Below are 19,802 nucleotides of genomic sequence, written 5' to 3' on the forward strand. Positions count from 1 at the left end.
GATGATCCCGCTCTTTCACGACTTCAGCGAGTCGACGGTGCTCGTCGTCGGCGGCGGGAGCGTCGGCGCCCGGAAGGCCCGGCGCTTCGCCCGCGAGGCCCGGACCGTTGTCGTGAGCCCCGAGTTCACCGATGCGTCGTTCGGCGACGCCGAACTGGTCCGGGCAGCACCGGATCGGGAAGCGATCGAGGACTGGCTCGAACGCGTCGAGCCGGCGCTGGTCGTCGCCGCGACCGACGACGAGGAGCTGAACGGAGCGGTCGCCGATGCCGCCCGCGACCGGGGGATCCTGGTCAACCGCGCGGATCGGGCGGGAAGGGATCGAGGCGAGGGGAGCGTCGTCGTTCCCGCCACCGTCCGGGAGGACCCCGTCATCGTCGCGATCGCGACCGGCGGTGCCGCCCCCGCACTGAGCAAAGACCTCCGGCGCGAACTCGAAGAGGAGATCGAGGGTGCGGGCGCGATGGCCGAGTTCCTGGGGGAGTTTCGGACGGAGCTCAAGGCACGAGGGGTGGCTCCCGACCGGCGCCGGGAACTGGTCGGCGACGCCGTCGCCTCGCCCGCCGTTTGGACAGGTTTACGTACCGGAGCCCCCAACGACCGGCAAGTGATCGAGGACGTACTCGACCGGCTCGAGGGCGGGGGTGAGTCGGGGTGATCGACGCCGGCGTCGTGACCAGCGCCCGGGTGACCCACAAGGGCGCGAGCGTCGACGACATCGCCGCGGCGAGTCCCGACAGCCAGCGGACCGCCGTCTCCGACCTGCTCGCCCACCCCGACGTCGAGGAGACCTACGTCCTCTCGACGTGCAACCGGATCGAGGCCTACGTCGTCGCCGCAGACGAGAGCGTCGGCCGGGCGGTGCTCGCGGAGTTCTTCGCGGGCGTTCCCGAGGCGGCGACGGTCTACGCCGGCCACGACGCGAGCTTGCGCCACCTGCTGCGCGTTGCGTCGGGCCTCGAGTCGGTCGTCGTCGGCGAGGACCAGATCATCGGCCAGGTCCGGACCGCCTACGAGGACGCCCGCGGGGTCGGCGGGATCGGCGACCTGCTGGAGACGAGTGTGACGAAGGCGATCCACGTCGGCGAGCGCGCCCGCACCGAGACCGCGATCAACGAGGGCGTCGTCTCGCTTGGCTCGGCGGCGGTCTCGCTCGCCCGACGGGAGGCCGGCGACCTCGCGGGGGCGACCGCCCTCGTCGTCGGTGCCGGCGAGATGGCTCGCCTGGCGGCCGAACGCCTCGCGGCGGCCGGGGTCGGGGAGCTGATCGTCGCCAACCGGACCCTGCCCCACGCCGAACACGTCGTCTCCGAGCTCGAGGTTCCCGGCGAGGCCGTCGCCCTGCCCGCCGTCGGGAGCGTCGCGCCCCGCGCGGACGTCGTCGTCGCCGCCACCGGAAGCCCCGACCCGGTCGTCGAGCCCGACGACCTCAAGTCGGGGGGAGAGGCGGTCGTCGTCGACCTCGGCCAGCCCAGGGACGTCCGGCCCGCCGCGGGCGACCTGCCCGGCGTCGCGGTCTACGACCTGGACGACATCGAGTCCGTCACGGAGAACACCCGCAGCCGGCGGGTCGAGGCGGCCCGCGAGGTCGAGGCGATGATCGACGCGGAGTTCGACCGCCTCGTCGAGCAGTACAAGCGCGCCCGGGCCGACGAGGTCATCGCCGCGATGTACGAGAGCGCCGAACGGACCAAGCGCCGGGAGGTCGAGACGGCGATCGCCCGGCTCGAGGAGAACGGAGAGGTGACCGACGCCCACCGGGAGGTCCTCGAGGCGATGGCCGACTCGCTCGTGGGCCAGTTACTCGCGGCACCGACGAAGAGCCTCCGGGAGGCCGCCGCCGAGGACGACTGGGCCACGATCAGCACGGCCCTCCAGCTGTTCGACCCCGAGTTCGGGGCCGACTCCCCGGCCTCCACGTTCGAGGACTCCGGCTCCGAGCGTCCCCTCGAGGCGGTCGACGACGACTGAGACGGTCGTCGCCCCTGGCGGGCCGACGCGGCCGGCACAACCGTTATCCGCGTGGCCGGCGAGCGATCGGACATGGCAGAACTCCTTTCCGACGACGAGATCGAGGAGCAGGCTCCCGACGAGTGGCACCGCGAGGACGACGAGATCGTCCGGAGCTACGGGTTCGACGACTACCTCGCGGGCGTCGACTTCGCGAGCGAGGTCGGCAAGATCGCCGAGGAGGAGTTCCACCACCCCGAGATCCGGATCGAGTACGAGGAGGTCGAGGTCCGATTTACGAGCCACGAGGAGGGCGGGATCACCGATGCCGACGTCGAGATGGCGGAACTGGTCGACGGCGCCTACGACGGCGACTGAGATGGGAATTCGGTACGCCTTCGGCGTCCGACTGCGTCCCGAGACTCCCCCGGAAATCTCGCTGGAGCCGCCGACGATCGAACGCCGGTGTCTGCTCTCGGCGCCGGAACCTGGGAGCGAGGGCTGGCTCGAGTTTCGAGAACTCGTCTGGCGCGGGGAGGTTTCCGATCGGGAGCACGTCCGGCGCTTGCTGGCCGAAAAGATCGGAATCGAAGTCGAGTCCGTCGACTTCCGGGCCCTGGAGGCCGACCCCGACTCCTTCGAGCGGTTCAAGGAAGCGGTCGCCGACGACTTGGAAGCGTTCAACGCGGAGAACGTCTCGGAGGTGCTGACCAAGTATTTCGGCTCGAGCCTCGAGATCCGGGAGCCATAGATTGGGTCGGTAGTGGACCGTCGTGGGGGGCGACGACCGACGTCGCCGTTCGTGTCACTGGAGTGTGAGCGCAGGCGATAAGTAGGTAGTCTGAAATCATCGAGTATGCGGAAACTCGATCGGCGAACACTGATGGCGGCGGGGACGACACTGGCGGCGGGTGGACTGCTCGGGTCGACGGCGACCGCCCAGGAGGGCGACGACGGCGAGGGCGGAGCGGAAGGCGGCGGTTCCGGCAATGGGGACTTCGGGCGGCCGGACGGGGTCGCCTGGCGATACGACGGATCGTACCGGATCGATACGACCGTCGCGACCGGTGGCCGGGTCCACACTCAGGAGAACGGGAGCATCTCGACGCTCGACGCCGAGGACGGGTCGCTCGAGTGGGAGACGGACGACATCGGGGCCAGCGGAGCACCCGTGGTCGAGGGCGACGCCGTGTACACTGCCGGGGAGTCGATTCGGGCGTTCGATGCCGAAACGGGAGAAGAGCGATGGGAAAGCGAGGTCGGCGGGAACGGGATCGCGGTCGCACACGGAACGGTCTACACCTCCGCCGAGGGAACCCTCTACGCCCTTGATGCCGACGACGGCTCGATCCGGTGGGAACGCGACAGCTTCGAGGTCAGTTGGGAGCTCGGTGAGGACGAATTCGAGAAGACCGGCGAGGAAGTGACGCTCGGGGACGCAGATGAAGAGGGCGTCTACGCCAGTTCACCGCTTCCCGATAGCGGCAATTCGGGAATCGCAGCGTTCGATCCGGAAACGGGCGAGACCGAATGGTCGCTGAGCCATTTCATGGACATAGAGACGCTCACTGCAGGGTCGGGTCACGTCGCCGTCTGGTCGGGCGGCGACCAGATTGCGTATCTCTATCCGATGGGTGCCCAGGAACGGGTCGTGTCGGACCTTGCAGAAGACATACTAATCACGGATGGGATTTTCTTCACCAACGGACCGTACGAGTTCACGGCGTACGATCTTTCCGACGGCGTCGAGCAAACGTGGCAGTACGAGGGTGATGCCATCTTCCCGTACAGCGTCCCGGTGGTCGTCGGCGACACCGTAGTAACGGCACATGCTACCCCGAAGGTCGGAGGGGAAGGAACGGATGAGCGGATCGTGGCCTACGACCTCTCGACCGGCGAGGAACGGTGGCAGTACGCGTTCGACGGCTCCGAATGGTCCCACGGCGGGTTCACTTGGGTCGCTGCCGACGAGGACACAGTCTACGTCAGCCGCAATGACGAACTGCTCGCACTTCGGTCCGGTCTCGACGACCGCGATGGCTCCGAAGACGACGAGTCCGGGGACTCGGAGGACGAACCCGGGGAGGAGCCCGAAGACGAGGACCCCGCCGACGAAGACTCGGGGAACGAGGAGCCGGCGGGAGACGAGCCCGAAGGGGACGGAGACGGAGGAGGCGACGAGCCCGAGGACGGCCAGGACGAGGACCCGTCCCTCGAGCTCTCGGTGTCGGCTCCCGACTCGATCGCTCGCGGCGAGTCCGCGAGCGTCGATATCAGGGTCTGGAACCACGGCGAGGACGCCGCCGACGTCACGATCACCCTCGAGGCCGGCGACGTCTCCGAGTCGGTGACCGTGTAGGTCGTGCCCGGCGACTGCTATGCGAGCTTCCACGCCGTCCCGTGTGGCGAGCTCTCGGTCGGCGACAACGAGTGGACCGTGACCGCCGGCGACTGCGCCGAGAGCGGAACGCTGACACTCGCCGAGTAGCCGCCCGACACACCCGTCGGTATCCGGAAAGTAGTCGGGCGGACGGTCCGTTCCCGGCGACAATTTCTTACGTTCGGGCACCCAATTCCCGTGTCCTGCATACAGCATGGTCCCCGCCTACGACTTCTGGCTGCTCGACCTGGACGGCACGCTGATCGACGTCGAGTGGGCCTACACCCGCGAGGTGTTCGACGCGGTCGGCGACCGGCTGGGCCGGCCCTTCTCGGATCGGGAGGCCGAGGTGCTCTGGCACGGCCTGAGCGGCTCGCGGGACCGCCAGCTCGAGGCCTGGGGGATCGAGCCGACCGCGTTCTGGAAGGCGTTTCACGCCGAGGAGGACCCCCTCGTCCGGGCCGAACAGACCTACCTCCATCCCGACGCCGCCTTCGTCGCCGATCTCGACGGGCCGGTGGGCCTGGTAACCCACTGTCAGCGCTTTCTCGCGGAGCCGGTCATCGACGGTCTCGACATCGGCGACTGGTTCGACACGGTCGTCTGCTGTACCGAGGAGACCGGCTGGAAGCCCGATCCGGCACCCGTCGAGAGCGCGATGGCCGACCTCGGGGTCGCCGACGGGAGCCGGGGCGTGCTCGCGGGCGACGGCTCGAACGACGTCGGCGCCGCCTGGAACGCCGGCCTCGATGCGATCCACGTCGAGCGGGTCGGCCACGACCGGCGCGGGCGGTGCGTGCTCGGGGACTACCGCGTCGAGAGCTTCGACGAGCTGGCCGCGGACTAATGGGGCCGCCGTAGGGCGATTTCGGGACGACGTCTCCGAGCGTCTCAGCCGGGCGCTCCCAGGCTCGGTCTCTCCCCGGCGGCGGTCCGGAACTCGGCCTCGACGAGCGTGCCGTAGGCCCGCCGGAGCCGCTCGGAGAGCGCCTGGTGGGAGATCCCCAGGCGGGCGGCGAGGTCCTCCATCGAGATCGCCCGCGGGATCTCGAAGTAGCCGTGTTCGAACGCCGCCGACAGCGCCTCCTCCTGTTCGGGCGTCAGCCGGCTCTCCGTGCCGGCCCGGCCGGCCCCCGAGCCGTCGGTCACGTTCGCGATCCGCTCGATCGTCGCCTCCATCCCGCGCTCGGCGAGGCGGTCGTGGCTCCGGGAGAGGGTTTCGCGGTCGGGGAATCGCAGCTCGAGGTGCCACCGTCCTCCTGCGGCGGTCGCCTCGAGGACGGTCCCCTCGCCCGCGAGCACCGCCTCGAGGCGGTCCCGGGCGGGCGGGTCAAAGGCGACGTCGTAGAGGGTTCGGTCGCTCCGGGAGCGGCGCTCGAAGGAGTCGACCGAGCCGTCTGCCGCGAGCGCCGCGTCGATCGTCTCGAGGGCGCTCCCCGAGACGAGTACCGCGGGGAACCCGATCGAAACCGACCGCTCGAGGCGGATCGTCGCTCCCGGCGCTCGGTCGAGGGTGGTCTCGAGGGCGACGTCGGCCGCCGGCAGCCGGAACTCCGTGATCGCTGGCATCGCGCCACCTATACCGTCCGCCGGTAAATAGCGCGCCCCCGCTCCCGGAGACTGTCCGCGGGGCTGTCAGGCGGGCTCGATCGGGAGGTCGCTCTCCCGGATCGTTGCCTCGAGTTCCGCCACTCCCGACTTCGCCCGCCGGTCGGGGTCGGCGACGAGTCGGAGGCGTTCGTGGCCCAGCGAGACGAACCCGCAGTCGAGTCGGGCCGCGGTGTCGGAAAGCCCGAGCCCGGCGTCGGCCTCGCCCGCGAGAACCCGCCGAGCCGGGCTCTCGACGCCGGCCAGGCCGAGCCCGTAGCCCGTGATCGAATCGCGGAGCTCCCGTGGATCGGCCCCGCGCTCGTCGGCGACCGCCTCGAGACGGTCGTCGAGGGCGGCCCGGAGCGAGGCGTCGGTCGATCGGGTCGCGAGCCGGAGGTCGCGCTCGACGAGATCCGAGAGGCCCTCGAGCTCGGCGGGGTTTCCGGGCGGGACGACCAGCCCCCACTCGCGGTCCCAACTTGCCAGGCGGTCGCCGTCGGCCTCGCGGGCATCGGCCTCGCCCAGGACGGCGACGTCGGGGACTCCCTCGCGAAAGCGCCGGCGGGCGGGCCGGGAGCCGACGGGGAGATATCGGGGGTTCTCGAGGCGATCGAGCAGCCGGTTCCAGGTCGGGTCGGCCTCGCCGACGCCGAGGAGCGCGGGCGGACGCGTCGAGGGCGAGAACAGCTCTACGGAGACGTCCTCGCCCGCCCCCAGGTAGGCCGTCTCGGGGGGGACGCGGACGACGCCGTCGGCGTCGGCGAGGCTCGTCGTCGCGCCGCTTCCCTTGTCGACGGGGTAGACCAGCCGATCGCCATCGCCGCCCTCGACGAGTCCCACGGAGACGAGCCGGAGCCGGCCCTCCTCGGAGCGCTCCTCGACGGCCATCCGTCCCTCAACGGTCGCCGTCGCGGGTTCGGGGAGACCGGCGGCCTCGCGGAGTTTCGGGGCGACGAACACGCGAAAGATCGTCATCGCCGACACCGGGTAGCCGGGGAGGCCGACGTAGGCCGCGCCGCCGAGTTCGCCGACCAGCATCGGCTTGCCGGGTTTGATCGCCGCGCCGTGGAGCAGGAGCTCTCCCCGCTCCTCGATCACGCGGTAGACGACGTCGACCGCGCTCGCGCTGGTCGACCCCGACGAAAGCACGAGGTCACACTCCCCGGCCGCCTCCCGGAGGACGCCCTCGAGTTCCTCGCGGTCGTCGCCGGCGTGGCGATAGAGGACCGGGTCGCCGCCGGCCTCGGAGACGCCCGCGGCGATCGTGTAGCTGTTGACGTCGTAGATCTCGCCCCGGGAACTGTCCACCTCCCCGCCGGGCCGGACGAGTTCCTCGCCCGTCGAGACGATGCCCACCCGAGGACGCGCCCGAACGGGGACCTCGCTCTCCCCGATCGCCGACAGCAGGCCGACCTCGCGGGCCGAAAGGCGGGTGCCGGGGCCGAGCGCCCGGTCACCCGCGGCGACGTCCGCGCCCGCGACCATCACGTTGTCCCCGGGCGCGACTGCGGTCCGGACCAACACCCGCCCCTGGCCGGGATCGGTGCGCTCGACTGGTACCATCGCGTCCGCGCCGGAGGGCATCACCGCGCCCGTCGAGATTTCGATCGCTTCCCCTTCGCCGACCTCGACGTCGGGTTCCTCCCCTGCGTGGACCTCGCCGACGACCGCGAGATCGGCGGGATCCGCTTCGTCGGCCCCGAACGTGTCCCGCGCTCGCAGCGCGTAGCCGTCGAGGCTCGCCCGGTCGAACCCGGGGACGTCGAGGTCCGACTCGATCCGCGAGACCAGCACGCGTCCCTGTGCCTCCTCTATGGAGACCCGGTCGACCCCTCCCTCCAGCGCGAGGGAATCGATCGTCTCCCGGACCTCCGCCGGGGAGGCGAGGTCGCGAAACTCCGTTCTGTCCATGGCGGCCGTTGGCGGCCGATCGACAAAAACGTCCTTACGGCTCCCAGTCCTCGACCTCGACGGTCTCGCCCGCCGGGATCCCCTCGCTCGCCTCGCTCACGACCACCCAGCCGTCGGCCAGCGCCGCGCTCGAGAGCACGCCCGCGCCGCCGGCCCGGATCGGGGTCGCGACCCGCTCGTTGCTCCCGCCGTCTTCGTCCTCGCTCCCGGCGAGTTCCACTCGCGCGTACGTCCTGATCCCCGGCTCGCTCGGGATCTTGCGCTCGAGCCTGGCCGTCCTCGCGGGATGGGTCTCGACTGTGGTTCCCTGGAGCCACGCGAGCAGGGGCCGGAGAACGGCGTTTGCGGCGACGATGGCGGCGACCGGGTAGCCAGGAAGCGCGATCACGGGCGTTCCCTCGACGACTCCGAGAGCGACCGGGTAGCCGGGTTTGATCCCGACGCCGTGGACGACCACCTCGCCCAACCCCTCGATGGTCTCGGGGAGGAGGTCCCGTTCACCAACGGAGGACCCCCCGGTGGTGACGACGACGTCCTTCGTGAGGTCGCGCTGGATCGCGACCCGCAGCGCCTCGGGGTCGTCGTCGACGACGTTCCGATGTGTTGCCCGCCCGCCCCAGCGCTCGACGAACCGGGAGACGGTCAGCCCGTTGGTCTCGATGATCTCGCCGGGCGCGGCGTCGGCCCGGACGAGTTCCTCTCCGGTGGGGACGACGCCGACGGTCGGTCGGGGGGCCACGGGAACCCGTTCGACGCCCACCGACCGCAGCAGTCCGAGCGCGGAGGGGCCGAGGCGACGGCCCGCCTCGAAGAGAGGGTCGCCGCGGGCGACGTCCTCACCGACCGGTGCGACGTTCTCGCCGACGGTCACCCGATCGGTGATCTCGACGTCGCCCCCGAAAGGCTCTGCGTACTCGATCCGGACGACGGCGTCGGCGCCCTCGGGGAGTTCGGTTCCGGTGTCGACCCGCCGTGCGGTCCCGGGCTCGACGGTCCCCTCCACCTCGCGGAGGACGGCCGGCGAGCGCGCGCCCGCGTCGAAGGTGTCTTCGGCTCTGACGGCGTAGCCGTCCATCGCGACCCGCTCGTAGTCGGGAACGTTCCGGGCGGCCGACCGGGCCGCAGCGAGCACCCGACCGTCGGCCGCTGCGAGTTCGAGGCGAACGGGGTCGAAGTCGGGGTCGGGTACGGCCGCCCGGAACCGCTCGCGGGCCTCTGAAAGGGGCGTCCGCGACCTGAACCCCGATTCGGAGCGATCGTCGTCGAGCCCGTCCATGTCCCGACAGGGGCGGGTAAGAGTCAAAAACGTGCCGGGAGGCGACCGGGACAGTTATCCTTCCGTTCTCTCACACGTTCCGTATGGTCCTGACGGATCCGGTCCCCGTGGCCGTCGTCCTGGTCGTGGCCGTCCCCGCCGCGTTCGTCGTCGCCTACGGCGCGAGCGAGCTCCGCCTCGCTTCCCACCTCCTCCGGTCGCGACCCGACTCCGTCCTCGAGACGACCGAGGGCGGCCCCGTCGAACTCCGGGGCGAGGCGCGGCCGGTCCGCGGAACGGTGGAGGCACCGTTTTCGGGAGCCGACTGCCTGGCCTGCGTCTACGAGGTCGAGGAGTACCGGAGTTCGGGCAAGTCGAGCAGTTGGCAAACCATCGATTCCGGCGAGGAGTACGTCCCCTTCCTCGTGGACGACGGCTCGGCGAGCGTCCTGGTCGAGCCGCCGGGCGCGGACTTCCGGCTCTCCCGGGACGGCAGAGTCGAAGTCGAGGGCGGAACCCGCCCGCCCGAACGGATCGCCCGCTACATCGACAGCGACGACGACATCGACTCCCAGGACACGTCGATCGATCTCCGGGTGTTCGAGCTCAAGACGGGCAACGACCGGCGCTTCGCCGAGTACCGGCTCGACCCCGGCAGCGAGGTCCACGTGCTCGGTATCGCCCGCCACGACACGACGGTCGCGACCCGGTCGGGCCAGGTCAACGCCGCCGTCGGTGTGGGAGAGGCCATCCTCGATCCGAACCGCTGGGTCCGGCTGCGCCACCGCTTCGTCGGCTACCCCTTCCTGATCTCGGATCGAAGCGAGCGCCGGCTGGGGCTCAAGGCGGCGCTCGTCGGCACTGCGTCGGTCCTCGCCGGGGTCGGCGTCGTCGCCGCCGTCCTCGTTTTCCTCCGGTTGTAGCCGGCCCGCCGGGGACCGCGGCCTTTTTCGTAGCGGCGTTCGAACCCGTAGCCATGTCACCGCTCCGCGACGCGTTGCGGGACCTCCCCGACGGAGTGTTCTTCGACCTCCTCGAGAGCGAGGCGGCGTACCTGGTCGTCCTCGACGTTCCCGGCGTCTCCGCGGAGACGGTGGACGTCGCCGTCGAGGACGGCACGGTCCGGGTCGAGGCCAGACGCGAGAAGGACCTTCCCGAGGAGTACCGCTACGTCGAGGAGAACCGGTCGCTCTTTTTCGACGCCTCCCTCCCACTCCCCCGGGACGCTGCCGGCGACCCCGAGGCGACGGTCACCGATGGCGTCCTGGAGATCCGCCTACCCAAAGACCGGGGTCGGCGGAGCGCCGGTGACGCCGACGGTGCCGACGGCTCCACGGAGGCGGCGGCCTCCAACACGGACGCCGGCTCCCTCGAGTCCTCGACGACGGCCGACGGCGAGGACGGAACCGACGGCGACCGGGCGTAATCGGGGTGGAAACGCCTGGGCACCCTCCGCGCGTACCGACGGTTCGTCCTCGTCGCCGGACGATTCCTTCCCCTCCTGCTCGCCTACGCCCGCGACCGCCGGCGCTTCCTGTTGTTCGGCCGGCCGCGCCGGGTCGGGGGCGAGGTCCGCCGCGAGCGCGCGACCCGCCTGCTCGACTCGCTGCTGACCCTCGGGCCGACGTTCATCAAACTCGGCCAGTTGCTCTCGACCCGCCCCGACGTCCTCCCGCCCCAGTACATCGAGGTGCTCTCGGCGCTCCAGGACGAGGTTCCCCCCGCCGACTGGGCCGACGCGAAGCCCGTCGTCGAGGCCGAACTCGGGCCCGTCGAGGAACGCTTCGAGACCTTCGACACCGACCCGATCAGCGGGGCGAGCCTGGGCCAGGTCTACCGCGCGGCGGTCGACGGGCGGGAGGTCGCGGTGAAGGTCCGCCGGCCCGAGGTCGAGGAGTTAGTCGAGGCCGACCTCCGGGTGATCCGGTGGTCGCTTCCGATCCTGATGTACTTCGTGGACGACTCCCGGGCGTTCTCCCTGGAGAACCTGGCCGACGAGTTCGCCCGGACGATCCGCGAGGAGATGGACTACGAGCGCGAGGCGACGATGCTCGCCGAGATCCGGTCGAACTTCGCGGGCGACGACCGCTTTGCCGTTCCGGCCGTAATCGAGAGCCACTCGGGCCCCCGCGTGCTGACGATGGAGTACGTCGGGGGAACGAAGATCAACGACGTCGATGAGCTCAAGCGACGCGGGATCGACCGGAGCCGCATCGCCGAGAACTTGGAGCGGGCGTATCTCCGGATGATCATCGACGACGGCGTCTTCCACGCCGATCCCCACCCCGGGAACCTCGCGGTCGACGACGAGGGCCGGATCGTCTTCTACGATTTCGGGATGTCCGGCCGGGTCGACGAGTTCGTCCAGGGGAAGATCGTCGAGTTCTACGTCGCCGTCGCCAACCGCGACACCGACGCCATCCTCGACGTCCTCATCGACATCGGCACGCTCTCGCCGGAAGCCGACCGCCAGGTGATGGCGGAGGTGATGGAACTCGCCATCGAGGACGCCCGCGGCGAGCACGTCGAGCAGTACCGCGTCCAGCAGATCATCGGCCGGATCGAGGACTCGATCTACGAGTTCCCGTTCCGGCTTCCGGCGAACCTCGCTCTGGTACTGCGGGTCGCGACCGTCGTCGAAGGAGTCTGTGTCACGCTGGATCCCGACTTCGACTTCATCGACACCGCGACCGACTACCTCACCGAGCAGGGCTATCGCGAGGAGTCGGTCCGCCGGTATCTCGAGGAGGGTGGCGAACGGGTTCGGGAGTCGGCGGAGTCGGCGACCCGGATCCTCCCCAAGAGCGAGCGGGCCCTGGATCGCCTCGACCGGGACGACCTCTTCGTCCGGGTCGGCGTCGAGGACGCCGACCGGGCCTTCGAGAAACTGGCCAAGCGGCTCGTCTACGGCATGTTGCTGACGATGGGGCTGTTCTCGATCGGCGTCCTCTACGCGCTGGAGGCCCCCCTGGCGGCGATCGTCGCGGCGGTGTTTACCGCGGCCATCGGGATCCAGCTCTACCGATCGTTCCGCCAGCCCCGCCGGTCGCTCGGGTCGGCGCCCCAGTTCACCCGCCAGAACCTCCGCCAGCGCCGCGAGGACGACTGAGAGGCCCAGAGACGGCGATGTACCGGTCGATCGATGCGATCGACGGTGCACCGACTCGTCTCCGACCCGAGGAGAGGGCCGACGGAAGCCGAAAACCGTTTTCCTCCCGCTGTCGAGAAAGGGGTATGGCATCCGACTACGGCGACCTTGCGGATCTCCCCCTCCGGATCGACGCGGTCTCGACCCAGCGACGCGAACGCGAGACCTCGAGTGGCTTCGCCCGGGCGACCACCGAGTTCGCGCTGACCGGAAGCGACGGCGAGGAGGCCCACACCGGCCGGGGAGAGGACGTTACCTACGATGCCGACGACCACGACGCCCTCGCGGATGCCGGGCTGCCCGACCTCACCGGCGAGTTCACCGTCGACTCCTTTTCGGCCCGCCTCGTCGACCTCGATCTGTTTCCCGAGCCACCCGACCGCGAGGAGTTCCGGAACTACCGGCGGTGGGGCGTAGAGAGCGCGGCGCTCGACCTCGCGCTCCGTCAGGCCGATACCGACCTCGCCTCGGCGGTCGGCCGGAGCGCCGACCCGGTCCGGTTCGTCGCGAGCACGCGCCTGGGCGAGCCCCCGCGGATCGACCGGGTCGAGGAACTGCGCGAGCGGGTTCCCGGCCTCGAGTTCAAACTCGATCCCACCGCCGACTGGGACCGAGACCTGGTCGCCGAGCTCGCCGAGACCGGCGCCGTCCGGATCGCGGACCTGAAGGGGGCCTACGAGGGAACCGAGGTCGACAACCCCGCCGACCCCGACCTCTACGAACTCGTCATCGAGGGCTTTCCGGATGCGATCGTCGAGGACCCCGCGCTCACCGACGAGACCCGCGAGCTGTTCGAGGAGAACGAGGTCCGCTCGCGAACCTCCTGGGACGCCCCGATCCACGGGATCGAGGACGTCCGCGCTCTCCCCTGGGAACCCGACTGGCTCAACATCAAGCCCTCCCGGTTCGGCTCGATCGAATCGCTCCTCGAAACGATCGACCACTGCGAGGAGCGCGGGATCTCGATGTACGGCGGCGGCCAGTTCGAACTCGGCGTCGGCCGCGGCCAGATCCAGACGCTGGCGGCGATCTACTACCCCGAGACGCCCAACGACGTCGCGCCCCGGCGCTACAACGATCCCGCGGTCGCCGACGAACTGCCGGCGAGTCCCCTCGAACCGCCCGCGGAGTCCGTGGGGTTCGGCCGATAGAGAACCCGGTACTGGATTCCGGACGTCGTTCGTCAGTACTCGACATCGCTCGGTAGAGCAGGTAGGTGTGACCTTAGTAGAGTACAGAGCGACGGCAGAATCGCGCGCAGTTTCAGCGTCGCGGTAGAGTGGTCTGGTTGCCTACGACTGGAGGGAAATGTATATGAGTTGCGACGAAAGAACGGCATATGTGTACGTGCCCTGCGAAGTCCGTCAGCCGTTTCAAAACGGACTCTTTCACTTTGCCAAATCCCACCACACGGTGATGAAGTAGAATGGGTAACGATGGCCTCTCAATTAACGGCCCAAGTACACTTCGTGGCGCGGCTATCATGCTGGTGATTGGCCTCGTAGCGACCGGCTACGGAGTATATGACTATACCCAGCAATCCGATGCCGTCGCAGATGCTGTTGAAGTCAACGCTGAAATCGCCGAACTCGATGTCGAATCGACTTCAGCCGGGAGTAGTACTGGTGTGGACTACCGCCCAACAGTCCGCTTCACATACGAGTACGAAGAAACAAGCTACACAAGCACGAATGTGTTCCCTTCAACTATTTCCCCGAATTACGACACCGAATCGGAGGCTCGTTCTGTCATCGATGGATATTCAGTCAACGAGTCCGCTACTGCCTACCTTGATCCGGCAAATCCCGGAGCCGCGTTTCTAAAACAGGACACATCGAACGCGCCGCTCATCGTCGTCGCCATCGGCTTATTCTTTGTTCTCGTCGGTGGCGCGTCAGCTATGAAGCGGTATCGTAGTCGCTGACTCGACCCACTATCCAACAAGCAAACACGACCTTCAACTGGTCGTTCCGAACACGCCCACCTCCGAATCGACGGAGAGGTGACGGCAAATACGCATCTGAAGGGAGCAGATAATCCGGCCTAAGCAGAGAACAACGCGTCGTGACGAGTTCGACGACACGCTACCGACGGACTACTCCCCCGGAAGCTCCGCCTCGCGCCGGTCGTGGATCGGGCCCTCGCGCTCGGCGAGGTGGGCCGGCTCCCGGCCGTTGTGAACCGCCAGGATCTCGCTCACGATGCTCGTCGCGATGCCGTAGGGTGAGCCGGCACCCAGATCGAGCCCGACCGGAGTGTAGAGACTCTCGAGTTCCCCCTCGTTGAGCTGGCGACCCTCCTCCTCGAAGGCATCTCGCATCTCCTCGAACCGCTCGGGAGGTCCCATCAACCCGACGTAGGGGAGTTGGCCGAGCAGTTCGCCGACCGCGAGCCGGTCGTCGACGAAGTTGTGAGTCATCACGACCGCGTACCCCGCCAGGTCGACGTCGTCGCCGATCCGGGCGGGCGAGGTCGAGACGTGCTCGCTGGCTTCGGGGAACCGCGATTCGAGATCGACCCCGCCCCGGAAGCCGACGACGATGGTGTGAAACCCGTTTCGCTCGGCGAGATCGACGACGGGACCGACGTCGTGGCCCGATCCGATCACGAGGAGCCGCGGGTCGGGCCGGATTCCGTCGGCGAAGACCGTCGCCTCGCCCGCCTCGCCGGCGACCTCGACGCTCTCGCTGCCGCCATCCTCGAGCACGCGCACCGCGAGCCTCTCGATCCCGTCGGCGAACCAGCCGGGGACGGACCCCTCGACCTCCTCGTCGCGGTAGTACGCCCGCGTCCCGAGCGGGAGGTCGCCGTCGAGGACGGTGAGCGACGCGATCGGCTCGTCGGCTTCGACTGCGGAAACCAGCGGGTCGTAACGCTCGTCTACGGGCTCGACGAGGACGTCGATGATCCCGTTGCAGCCGACGCCGAGCCCCCAGACGTCGCCCTCGTCGTCCATCAGGTTGTAGCGCTCGATCCGGGGCTCGCCCGCCGCGAGCACGTCGCTCGCGAGTCCGGCGACCTCGCTCTCGAGACAGCCCGCCGTGATGTGCCCGAAGCCGCCGCCCTCGCGGTCGACGACCATCTTCGCACCCGGCCGTCGGTAGGCGCTTCCCTCGACGGCGACGACGGTGGCGACCACCGCCTCCCGACCCGCTCGCCGGACCTCGCGGATCCGTGCCAACACGTCGGCGCTCGGGGCGCTCCAGTCGCCCTCCCGATCGGTCATACGCCCCCTTCGGGTTGCGGACGCCTATCGTTTGCGCCCGCATCGGGGTCACGGCCGCGGGTCGTATTCGTAGCCGATCGACCCCGACAACCCCTGGCGCTCGAGCTGACGGGCGACCTCCCGGACGTCCCCGGGCCCGGCGAACGCGAACAGGCCGTCCACGTAGGGCAACGCGGCGGCCATCCCCCGGCAGGTCGGCTCGTACTCCGGCGAGCCCGCGAGCGGGTTCAGCCAGAGCACGCCCGCACTCGCCCCCGACAGCCACGCCATCCCTTCCTCTAGCTCTCCGACGTCACCGACCTCGAGCCCGTCGCTCGCGACGAGGACGACGGTGTCCCGGTCGACCGCGCCGGGATGCGCCCGACGGATCGCCGCGATTGCCTCCCCGATCCGGGTCCCCCCGCCCCACTCGGCTTCGGCACGCTCGAGGGCGGTCTCCGCGTCTCTCGACCCGATCGCCCGCGTGACCTCCCGGACGTCGGTATCGAAGAGGAAGGTGCGGACCTCGCGCCACTCGCGGGTCATGTGGCCCAGTGCCGCGAGCAGGAACGGGCGGTCCACCGTGTCGAGCACCGACCGGCTCACGTCCGCGAGGACGAGCGCCCGGACCGCCCGCTCCTCGCGGCCCGCCGTCGGCAGCGGGAGCGGGGCGCCCCCGCCCGCACGCCGCAGCGCGCGCCTGACGTCCGGGCGCTCGTCGCCCGACTGGGTGACCCGCCGCCCCCGGAGGCCCGCGAGCGCCCGCCCCAGCCGATCGATCGACCGCTCGAGGGTAGCGTCCTCGCGGCCGACGGCGTCGATCCGCTCGGGGCTCCCGACGGGGCTGTAGACCGAGGCACTCGTCCCGTCGGAAGCGGGGTCGACGCTCTCGGTCCCGCCGGTCGGTCCGGCACGGCGGGCGACCGTTCGGCTCTCGCCCCCCTGTGAACCCGATCCGTCGCCTCCGCCCTCGGGAGCCGCCTCGACGGGCGCGGGCTCTCCGGCGTCCGGCCCGTCCTGCTCGGGCGGCGTCCAGGCCTCGCCCTCGCCGGCGAACTGGCGCCAGAAGGAGGGAAACAGCCGCCCGAAGGCGTCCTCGTCGTCGGGACCGGCGACGAGCGCGGCCTTCAGAGCCGCCCGGACCCGTTCGCGATCGGAGAGCCCGACCGTCGCGAGGGCGCGGGCCGCGACCAGGGAGCCGTCGGCGGGCACCGAGACCCCTTCCCGGCGGAGCGCCCGCGAGAACGAGACGAGAGCGCCGAGCGTCCGCTCGCGGGCCGCCTCAATGTCGGTGCCCTCCTCGTTCTCGAACACGGTTACTCCGCCGTCGCGTCGGCGACGACCCGCTCTATCAGGTCGTCGTCCACCCGCTCGACGTCCTCGGCCTCCTTCAGGAGACAGCCCAAAGTGTTCCGGACCGTCGCCGGCTCGAGGCCTTCCCCCTCGCCGTCCAGTTCCCGAACGGCCCGCGCCCAGTCCAGGGTCTCCGCGACCCCCGGCTGCTTGAGCAGTGGCTCCTCGCGCAATCGGGCGACGACCCCGCAGAGTTCGGCGGCGACCGCGGCGTCGAGTTCGGGCACCTTCCGCTCGACGATCGCCCGCTCCTTCTCGAAGGACGGCGGGTCGATGTGGAGGTAGAGACACCGCCGTTTGAGAGCGTCGCTCAATCCCCTGGTCCGGTTCGAGGTGACGATCACGACCGGCGGCCGGTCGGCACTGACGGTGCCGAGTTCGGGAATCGATACCTGGAAGTCAGAGAGCACCTCCAGAAGAAGGGCTTCGAACTCCTCGTCGGCGCGATCGACCTCGTCGATGAGAAGTATCGGCGGCCGGTCGCCGTCTCCGGAAAGCGCCTCGAGGAGGGGGCGCTCGAGGAGGTAGTCGCGGTCGAAGACCGATCGTTCGTCGCCGTCGCCGTCCGCGCCGGCTTCCCCGGAACCGCCACCGTCCTCGACCCCGCCCTCGCCGGCCTGGACGGCCAGGAGCTGTTTCGTGTAGTTCCACTCGTAGAGGGTGTTCTCGGCGGCCAGACCCTCGTAACACTGGAGCCGGACGAGGTCGGTCGAGAAGCCGCCGGCGAGGACTTTCCCGAGCTCGGTCTTCCCGCTTCCCGGCTCGCCCTCGATCAACAGCGGCTTGCCGAGCCGAAGCGCGAGCAGGACCGTCGTTACGATCTCGTCGTCGGCCACGTAGGACTCCGCCTCGAATACCTCTCGAAGCCGCTCCTCGTCTACGTCCGCGAACGGGGCCGCCGCGGCGGCCGCCGATCCGGGATCGTCCCCGCCATCGTCGTCTGTTCCCATTGCCCGCGACTAGGGACCCGTCGCCTAAAAACGCGCGGCGGCCACGCGTCGGTCAGCCCGCCCGATCGAGCGCTCGATCGACGGCCCGTTCGGTGTACGCTTCGAGTAGCCGCCCCCGAAACTCGCTCGAGGTGTCGATGTCCTCGATCAGCACCCACTCCTCGACGTCCTCGGTCGCACGCTCGCCCGCCTCGCCCGCGAGGTCGTCGCCGAGCGACGCGCCCGCGAGGAATTCCTCGACCGCCTCGAGCCGACGGCCGTAGCCGAAGGCGCCGTTGGCTCCGACCCGTGTCGACTCGATCTCGTTCCCGTCGATCCGGAGGCGGACCCCGACGCCGACGACGGCGTACCCCGAGGAGGGGCTGGTCTTCTTGACGTACGCACCGCTTCCCTCGCAGGCAGGGATCTCGATCCCGGTGACGATCTCGCCCTCCTCTATGGCCGTCGCGTACATCGCGAGGAAGTAGTCGTCGATCGGGATCGACCGCTCGCCGTCGGCGCCCCGGACGTGGACCGTCGCGTCGGCCGCGAGCAAGGGTCCAGGAAGGTCCGAGGCGGGGTCGGCGTGGGCGACGTTACCGCCGACGGTTCCCCGATTGCGGACCTGGACGTCGCCGATCTCGCCGATGGCGTCGGCGACCGCCGGCGCGCGCTCGTGGAGGGCATCGTTCTCCAAGGCGTCGGCGTACGTCGTCGTCGCGCCGATCCACATCCCCTCCTCGGTGGTCTCGACGCCCGAAAGGTCGTCGATCCCGCCCACGTCGATCAGGGTGCCGGGATCGGCGAGGCCGGACTTGATCGTCGGCAGCAGGCTGTGGCCGCCCGCGAGGAGTTCGGCGTCCTCGGTGTCGGAAAGCAAGTCGAGAGCCTCCTCGACGCTTTCGGCGCGGAGGTAGTCGAAGGCTGGCGGGTACATCTACTCGCCCTCCTCGCTCGCGGCGTCGGTCCCGCCGCGCATCTCGCCCGCGGCCGCCTCGACGGCGTCGACGATCGGCTCGTAGCCCGTACACCGACAGAGGTTGCCCTCGATTCCCTCCCTGATCTCCTCGCGGTCGGGATCGGGTTCCCGTTCGAGCAGCGAGAGCGAACTCATCAGCATTCCCGGCGTGCAGTAGCCACACTGGAGGGCGTGTTCGTCCCGAAAGCTCTCCTGGAGGGGGTGGAGGTCGTCGCCGTCGGCGAGTCCCGACACCGTCGTCACCTCGCTGCCGTCGGCCTGAACGGCGAGCACGGTACAGGACTTGACGCTGTCGCCGTCCAGCCGGACGGTGCAGGCCCCACAGACCGTCGACTCGCAGCCGACGTTCGGACCCGTATACCCCAGCTGATCGCGCAGGGCGTGGACGAGCAGCGTCCCCGACTCGACGTCGAACTCCCGGTCCTCGCCGTTGACCGTCAGGCTGATCTCGTGGGTAGCCATCTCAACCCCTCGAGACAACGTCTCTCACGCGCTCGCGGAAGCTCGAGGACTCGTCGTCGACCTCCGAGATCCGGTCCTCGACGTCGCTGAAGAAGCGGTTGACGACCTGGTTCGCGACCGGGTTCATCACCCGCTGGCCCATCCGGGCGACCTTCCCGAAGACGTCGGTTTCGGCCCACCAGTCGACTTCGACGCCGTCGTCGGTCTCGCTCAGGATCATCCCCGAATCGAGTTCGAACGAACTGCTCGAGGAGCCCCCCTCCGCGCTCGCGTGCATCTCGGGGAACTCCCGTTTCGTGATCGTCACGATGGTCTCGAAACTCGGGTTGACGCTGCCGACCTGAATCCCGACGAGCGTCGCGTACCGCCCGCCCTCCTCGAACGCTCGGGCGGCGACGTCGTCGGGGTCGGCCTCCGGAAGCGTAGGGGGCTTTTCCTCGCCGTCGGCCTCCTCGGCCAGCGCGTCGAAGTCGACCTCGTCGGGGTCCTCCCCGACGTCCTCGACTCTGACGAGGAACTGACAGCCCGGCAGACACTCCTCGATTAACACGGGGTCGGACAGCGCGAGCCATGCCTCCTCGGTCGTTACGCCCTCGATCTCGAACGTATCACTGAATTCCATTGGTAGTCCTCCGTCGGT

The 19,802-nt window shown here is 69.7% G+C and carries 21 protein-coding genes; 12 read left to right on the top strand and 9 right to left on the bottom strand.

Annotated features, from left to right (window positions below):
* Nucleotide 1: 1 nt before the first annotated feature.
* The 7 genes from DVH23_RS00255 (at nt 2) to DVH23_RS00280 (ending at nt 5,177) form a co-directional block, all read left to right on the top strand.
* On the top strand, nt 2-658 hold the full coding sequence (locus DVH23_RS00255; RefSeq protein WP_114575432.1) for a bifunctional precorrin-2 dehydrogenase/sirohydrochlorin ferrochelatase: 657 nt from the start codon (nt 2-4) through the stop codon (nt 656-658).
* Nucleotides 658-1,971 carry a glutamyl-tRNA reductase gene (gene hemA, locus DVH23_RS00260; RefSeq protein ID WP_114575873.1) on the top strand — a complete coding sequence of 438 codons (1,314 nt, stop codon included), beginning with the start codon at nt 658-660 and terminating at the stop codon, nt 1,969-1,971. Before DVH23_RS00255 ends, hemA begins: the two co-directional genes overlap by 1 nt.
* Before the next feature lie 72 nt (nt 1,972-2,043).
* The gene (locus tag DVH23_RS00265) at nt 2,044-2,328 is read left to right on the top strand and encodes a 4a-hydroxytetrahydrobiopterin dehydratase (protein WP_114575433.1); all 285 of its coding nucleotides are present in this window, start codon (nt 2,044-2,046) and stop codon (nt 2,326-2,328) included.
* A gap of 1 nt (nt 2,329) precedes the next feature.
* Nucleotides 2,330-2,701, top strand: coding sequence for an LWR-salt protein (gene lwrS, locus DVH23_RS00270; protein ID WP_114575434.1), 372 nt, complete (start codon nt 2,330-2,332; stop codon nt 2,699-2,701).
* A gap of 105 nt (nt 2,702-2,806) precedes the next feature.
* Nucleotides 2,807-4,309, top strand: a complete 1,503-nt coding sequence (locus DVH23_RS00275; protein WP_114575435.1) for a PQQ-binding-like beta-propeller repeat protein — start codon at nt 2,807-2,809, stop codon at nt 4,307-4,309.
* Nucleotides 4,310-4,312: 3 nt separating this feature from the next.
* A complete protein-coding gene (locus tag DVH23_RS24930) occupies nt 4,313-4,438 on the top strand; it encodes a hypothetical protein (RefSeq protein WP_255565097.1) in 126 nt (41 codons plus the stop codon).
* Nucleotides 4,439-4,544: 106 nt separating this feature from the next.
* Nucleotides 4,545-5,177: an HAD family hydrolase gene (locus tag DVH23_RS00280; RefSeq protein ID WP_114575436.1), complete on the top strand. Its 633-nt coding sequence runs from the start codon at nt 4,545-4,547 to the stop codon at nt 5,175-5,177.
* A gap of 44 nt (nt 5,178-5,221) precedes the next feature.
* On the opposite strand, the gene DVH23_RS00285 is transcribed toward DVH23_RS00280, so the two are convergent.
* The 3 genes from DVH23_RS00285 to glp all read right to left on the bottom strand — a co-directional run bounded on the left by DVH23_RS00285 (nt 5,222) and on the right by glp (nt 9,107).
* Nucleotides 5,222-5,899, bottom strand: coding sequence for a helix-turn-helix domain-containing protein (locus DVH23_RS00285; RefSeq protein ID WP_114575437.1), 678 nt, complete (start codon nt 5,897-5,899; stop codon nt 5,222-5,224).
* A gap of 66 nt (nt 5,900-5,965) precedes the next feature.
* Nucleotides 5,966-7,831, bottom strand: coding sequence for a molybdopterin biosynthesis protein (locus tag DVH23_RS00290; RefSeq protein ID WP_114575438.1), 1,866 nt, complete (start codon nt 7,829-7,831; stop codon nt 5,966-5,968).
* Between the two features lie 34 nt (nt 7,832-7,865).
* The gene (glp, locus tag DVH23_RS00295; RefSeq protein WP_114575439.1) at nt 7,866-9,107 is read right to left on the bottom strand and encodes a gephyrin-like molybdotransferase Glp; all 1,242 of its coding nucleotides are present in this window, start codon (nt 9,105-9,107) and stop codon (nt 7,866-7,868) included.
* Nucleotides 9,108-9,190: 83 nt separating this feature from the next.
* Between glp and DVH23_RS00300 the strand changes: the two genes are divergently transcribed.
* From DVH23_RS00300 to DVH23_RS00320, 5 genes are all read left to right on the top strand, one after another.
* Nucleotides 9,191-10,009, top strand: coding sequence for an E3 ubiquitin--protein ligase (locus DVH23_RS00300; RefSeq protein WP_114575440.1), 819 nt, complete (start codon nt 9,191-9,193; stop codon nt 10,007-10,009).
* Between the two features lie 53 nt (nt 10,010-10,062).
* On the top strand, nt 10,063-10,512 hold the full coding sequence (locus DVH23_RS00305; RefSeq protein WP_114575441.1) for an Hsp20/alpha crystallin family protein: 450 nt from the start codon (nt 10,063-10,065) through the stop codon (nt 10,510-10,512).
* A gap of 75 nt (nt 10,513-10,587) precedes the next feature.
* Nucleotides 10,588-12,195: an AarF/ABC1/UbiB kinase family protein gene (locus DVH23_RS00310; protein ID WP_114575442.1), complete on the top strand. Its 1,608-nt coding sequence runs from the start codon at nt 10,588-10,590 to the stop codon at nt 12,193-12,195.
* Between the two features lie 125 nt (nt 12,196-12,320).
* Nucleotides 12,321-13,385 (top strand): hypothetical protein, encoded by a 1,065-nt coding sequence (locus DVH23_RS00315; RefSeq protein WP_114575443.1) that lies wholly within the window; start codon nt 12,321-12,323, stop codon nt 13,383-13,385.
* A gap of 275 nt (nt 13,386-13,660) precedes the next feature.
* Nucleotides 13,661-14,158 carry a DUF3592 domain-containing protein gene (locus tag DVH23_RS00320; protein WP_114575444.1) on the top strand — a complete coding sequence of 166 codons (498 nt, stop codon included), beginning with the start codon at nt 13,661-13,663 and terminating at the stop codon, nt 14,156-14,158.
* Nucleotides 14,159-14,329: 171 nt separating this feature from the next.
* Here DVH23_RS00320 and DVH23_RS00325 read toward each other — a convergent pair whose 3' ends face one another.
* From DVH23_RS00325 to DVH23_RS00350, 6 genes are read right to left on the bottom strand one after another with little or no spacing between them, the layout of a single operon-like run.
* Entirely contained in the window at nt 14,330-15,460 is a 1,131-nt protein-coding gene (locus DVH23_RS00325) for an XdhC family protein (protein ID WP_114575445.1), read from the bottom strand.
* A 48-nt stretch (nt 15,461-15,508) separates the two neighbouring features.
* Complete coding sequence (locus tag DVH23_RS00330; protein WP_198667801.1) at nt 15,509-16,753, bottom strand: VWA domain-containing protein; 1,245 nt, start codon at nt 16,751-16,753, stop codon at nt 15,509-15,511.
* 2 nt (nt 16,754-16,755) lie between these two features.
* On the bottom strand, nt 16,756-17,742 hold the full coding sequence (locus tag DVH23_RS00335; RefSeq protein WP_114575446.1) for a MoxR family ATPase: 987 nt from the start codon (nt 17,740-17,742) through the stop codon (nt 16,756-16,758).
* A 52-nt stretch (nt 17,743-17,794) separates the two neighbouring features.
* Nucleotides 17,795-18,658: a xanthine dehydrogenase family protein subunit M gene (locus DVH23_RS00340; RefSeq protein WP_114575447.1), complete on the bottom strand. Its 864-nt coding sequence runs from the start codon at nt 18,656-18,658 to the stop codon at nt 17,795-17,797.
* Nucleotides 18,659-19,162, bottom strand: coding sequence for a (2Fe-2S)-binding protein (locus tag DVH23_RS00345; protein ID WP_114575448.1), 504 nt, complete (start codon nt 19,160-19,162; stop codon nt 18,659-18,661).
* A 1-nt stretch (nt 19,163) separates the two neighbouring features.
* Nucleotides 19,164-19,784: a CoxG family protein gene (locus tag DVH23_RS00350; protein WP_114575449.1), complete on the bottom strand. Its 621-nt coding sequence runs from the start codon at nt 19,782-19,784 to the stop codon at nt 19,164-19,166.
* Between the last annotated feature and the right edge of the window lie 18 nt (nt 19,785-19,802).

The organism is Saliphagus sp. LR7 (assembly GCF_003344565.1).
Lineage (GTDB): Archaea > Halobacteriota > Halobacteria > Halobacteriales > Natrialbaceae > Saliphagus > Saliphagus infecundisoli.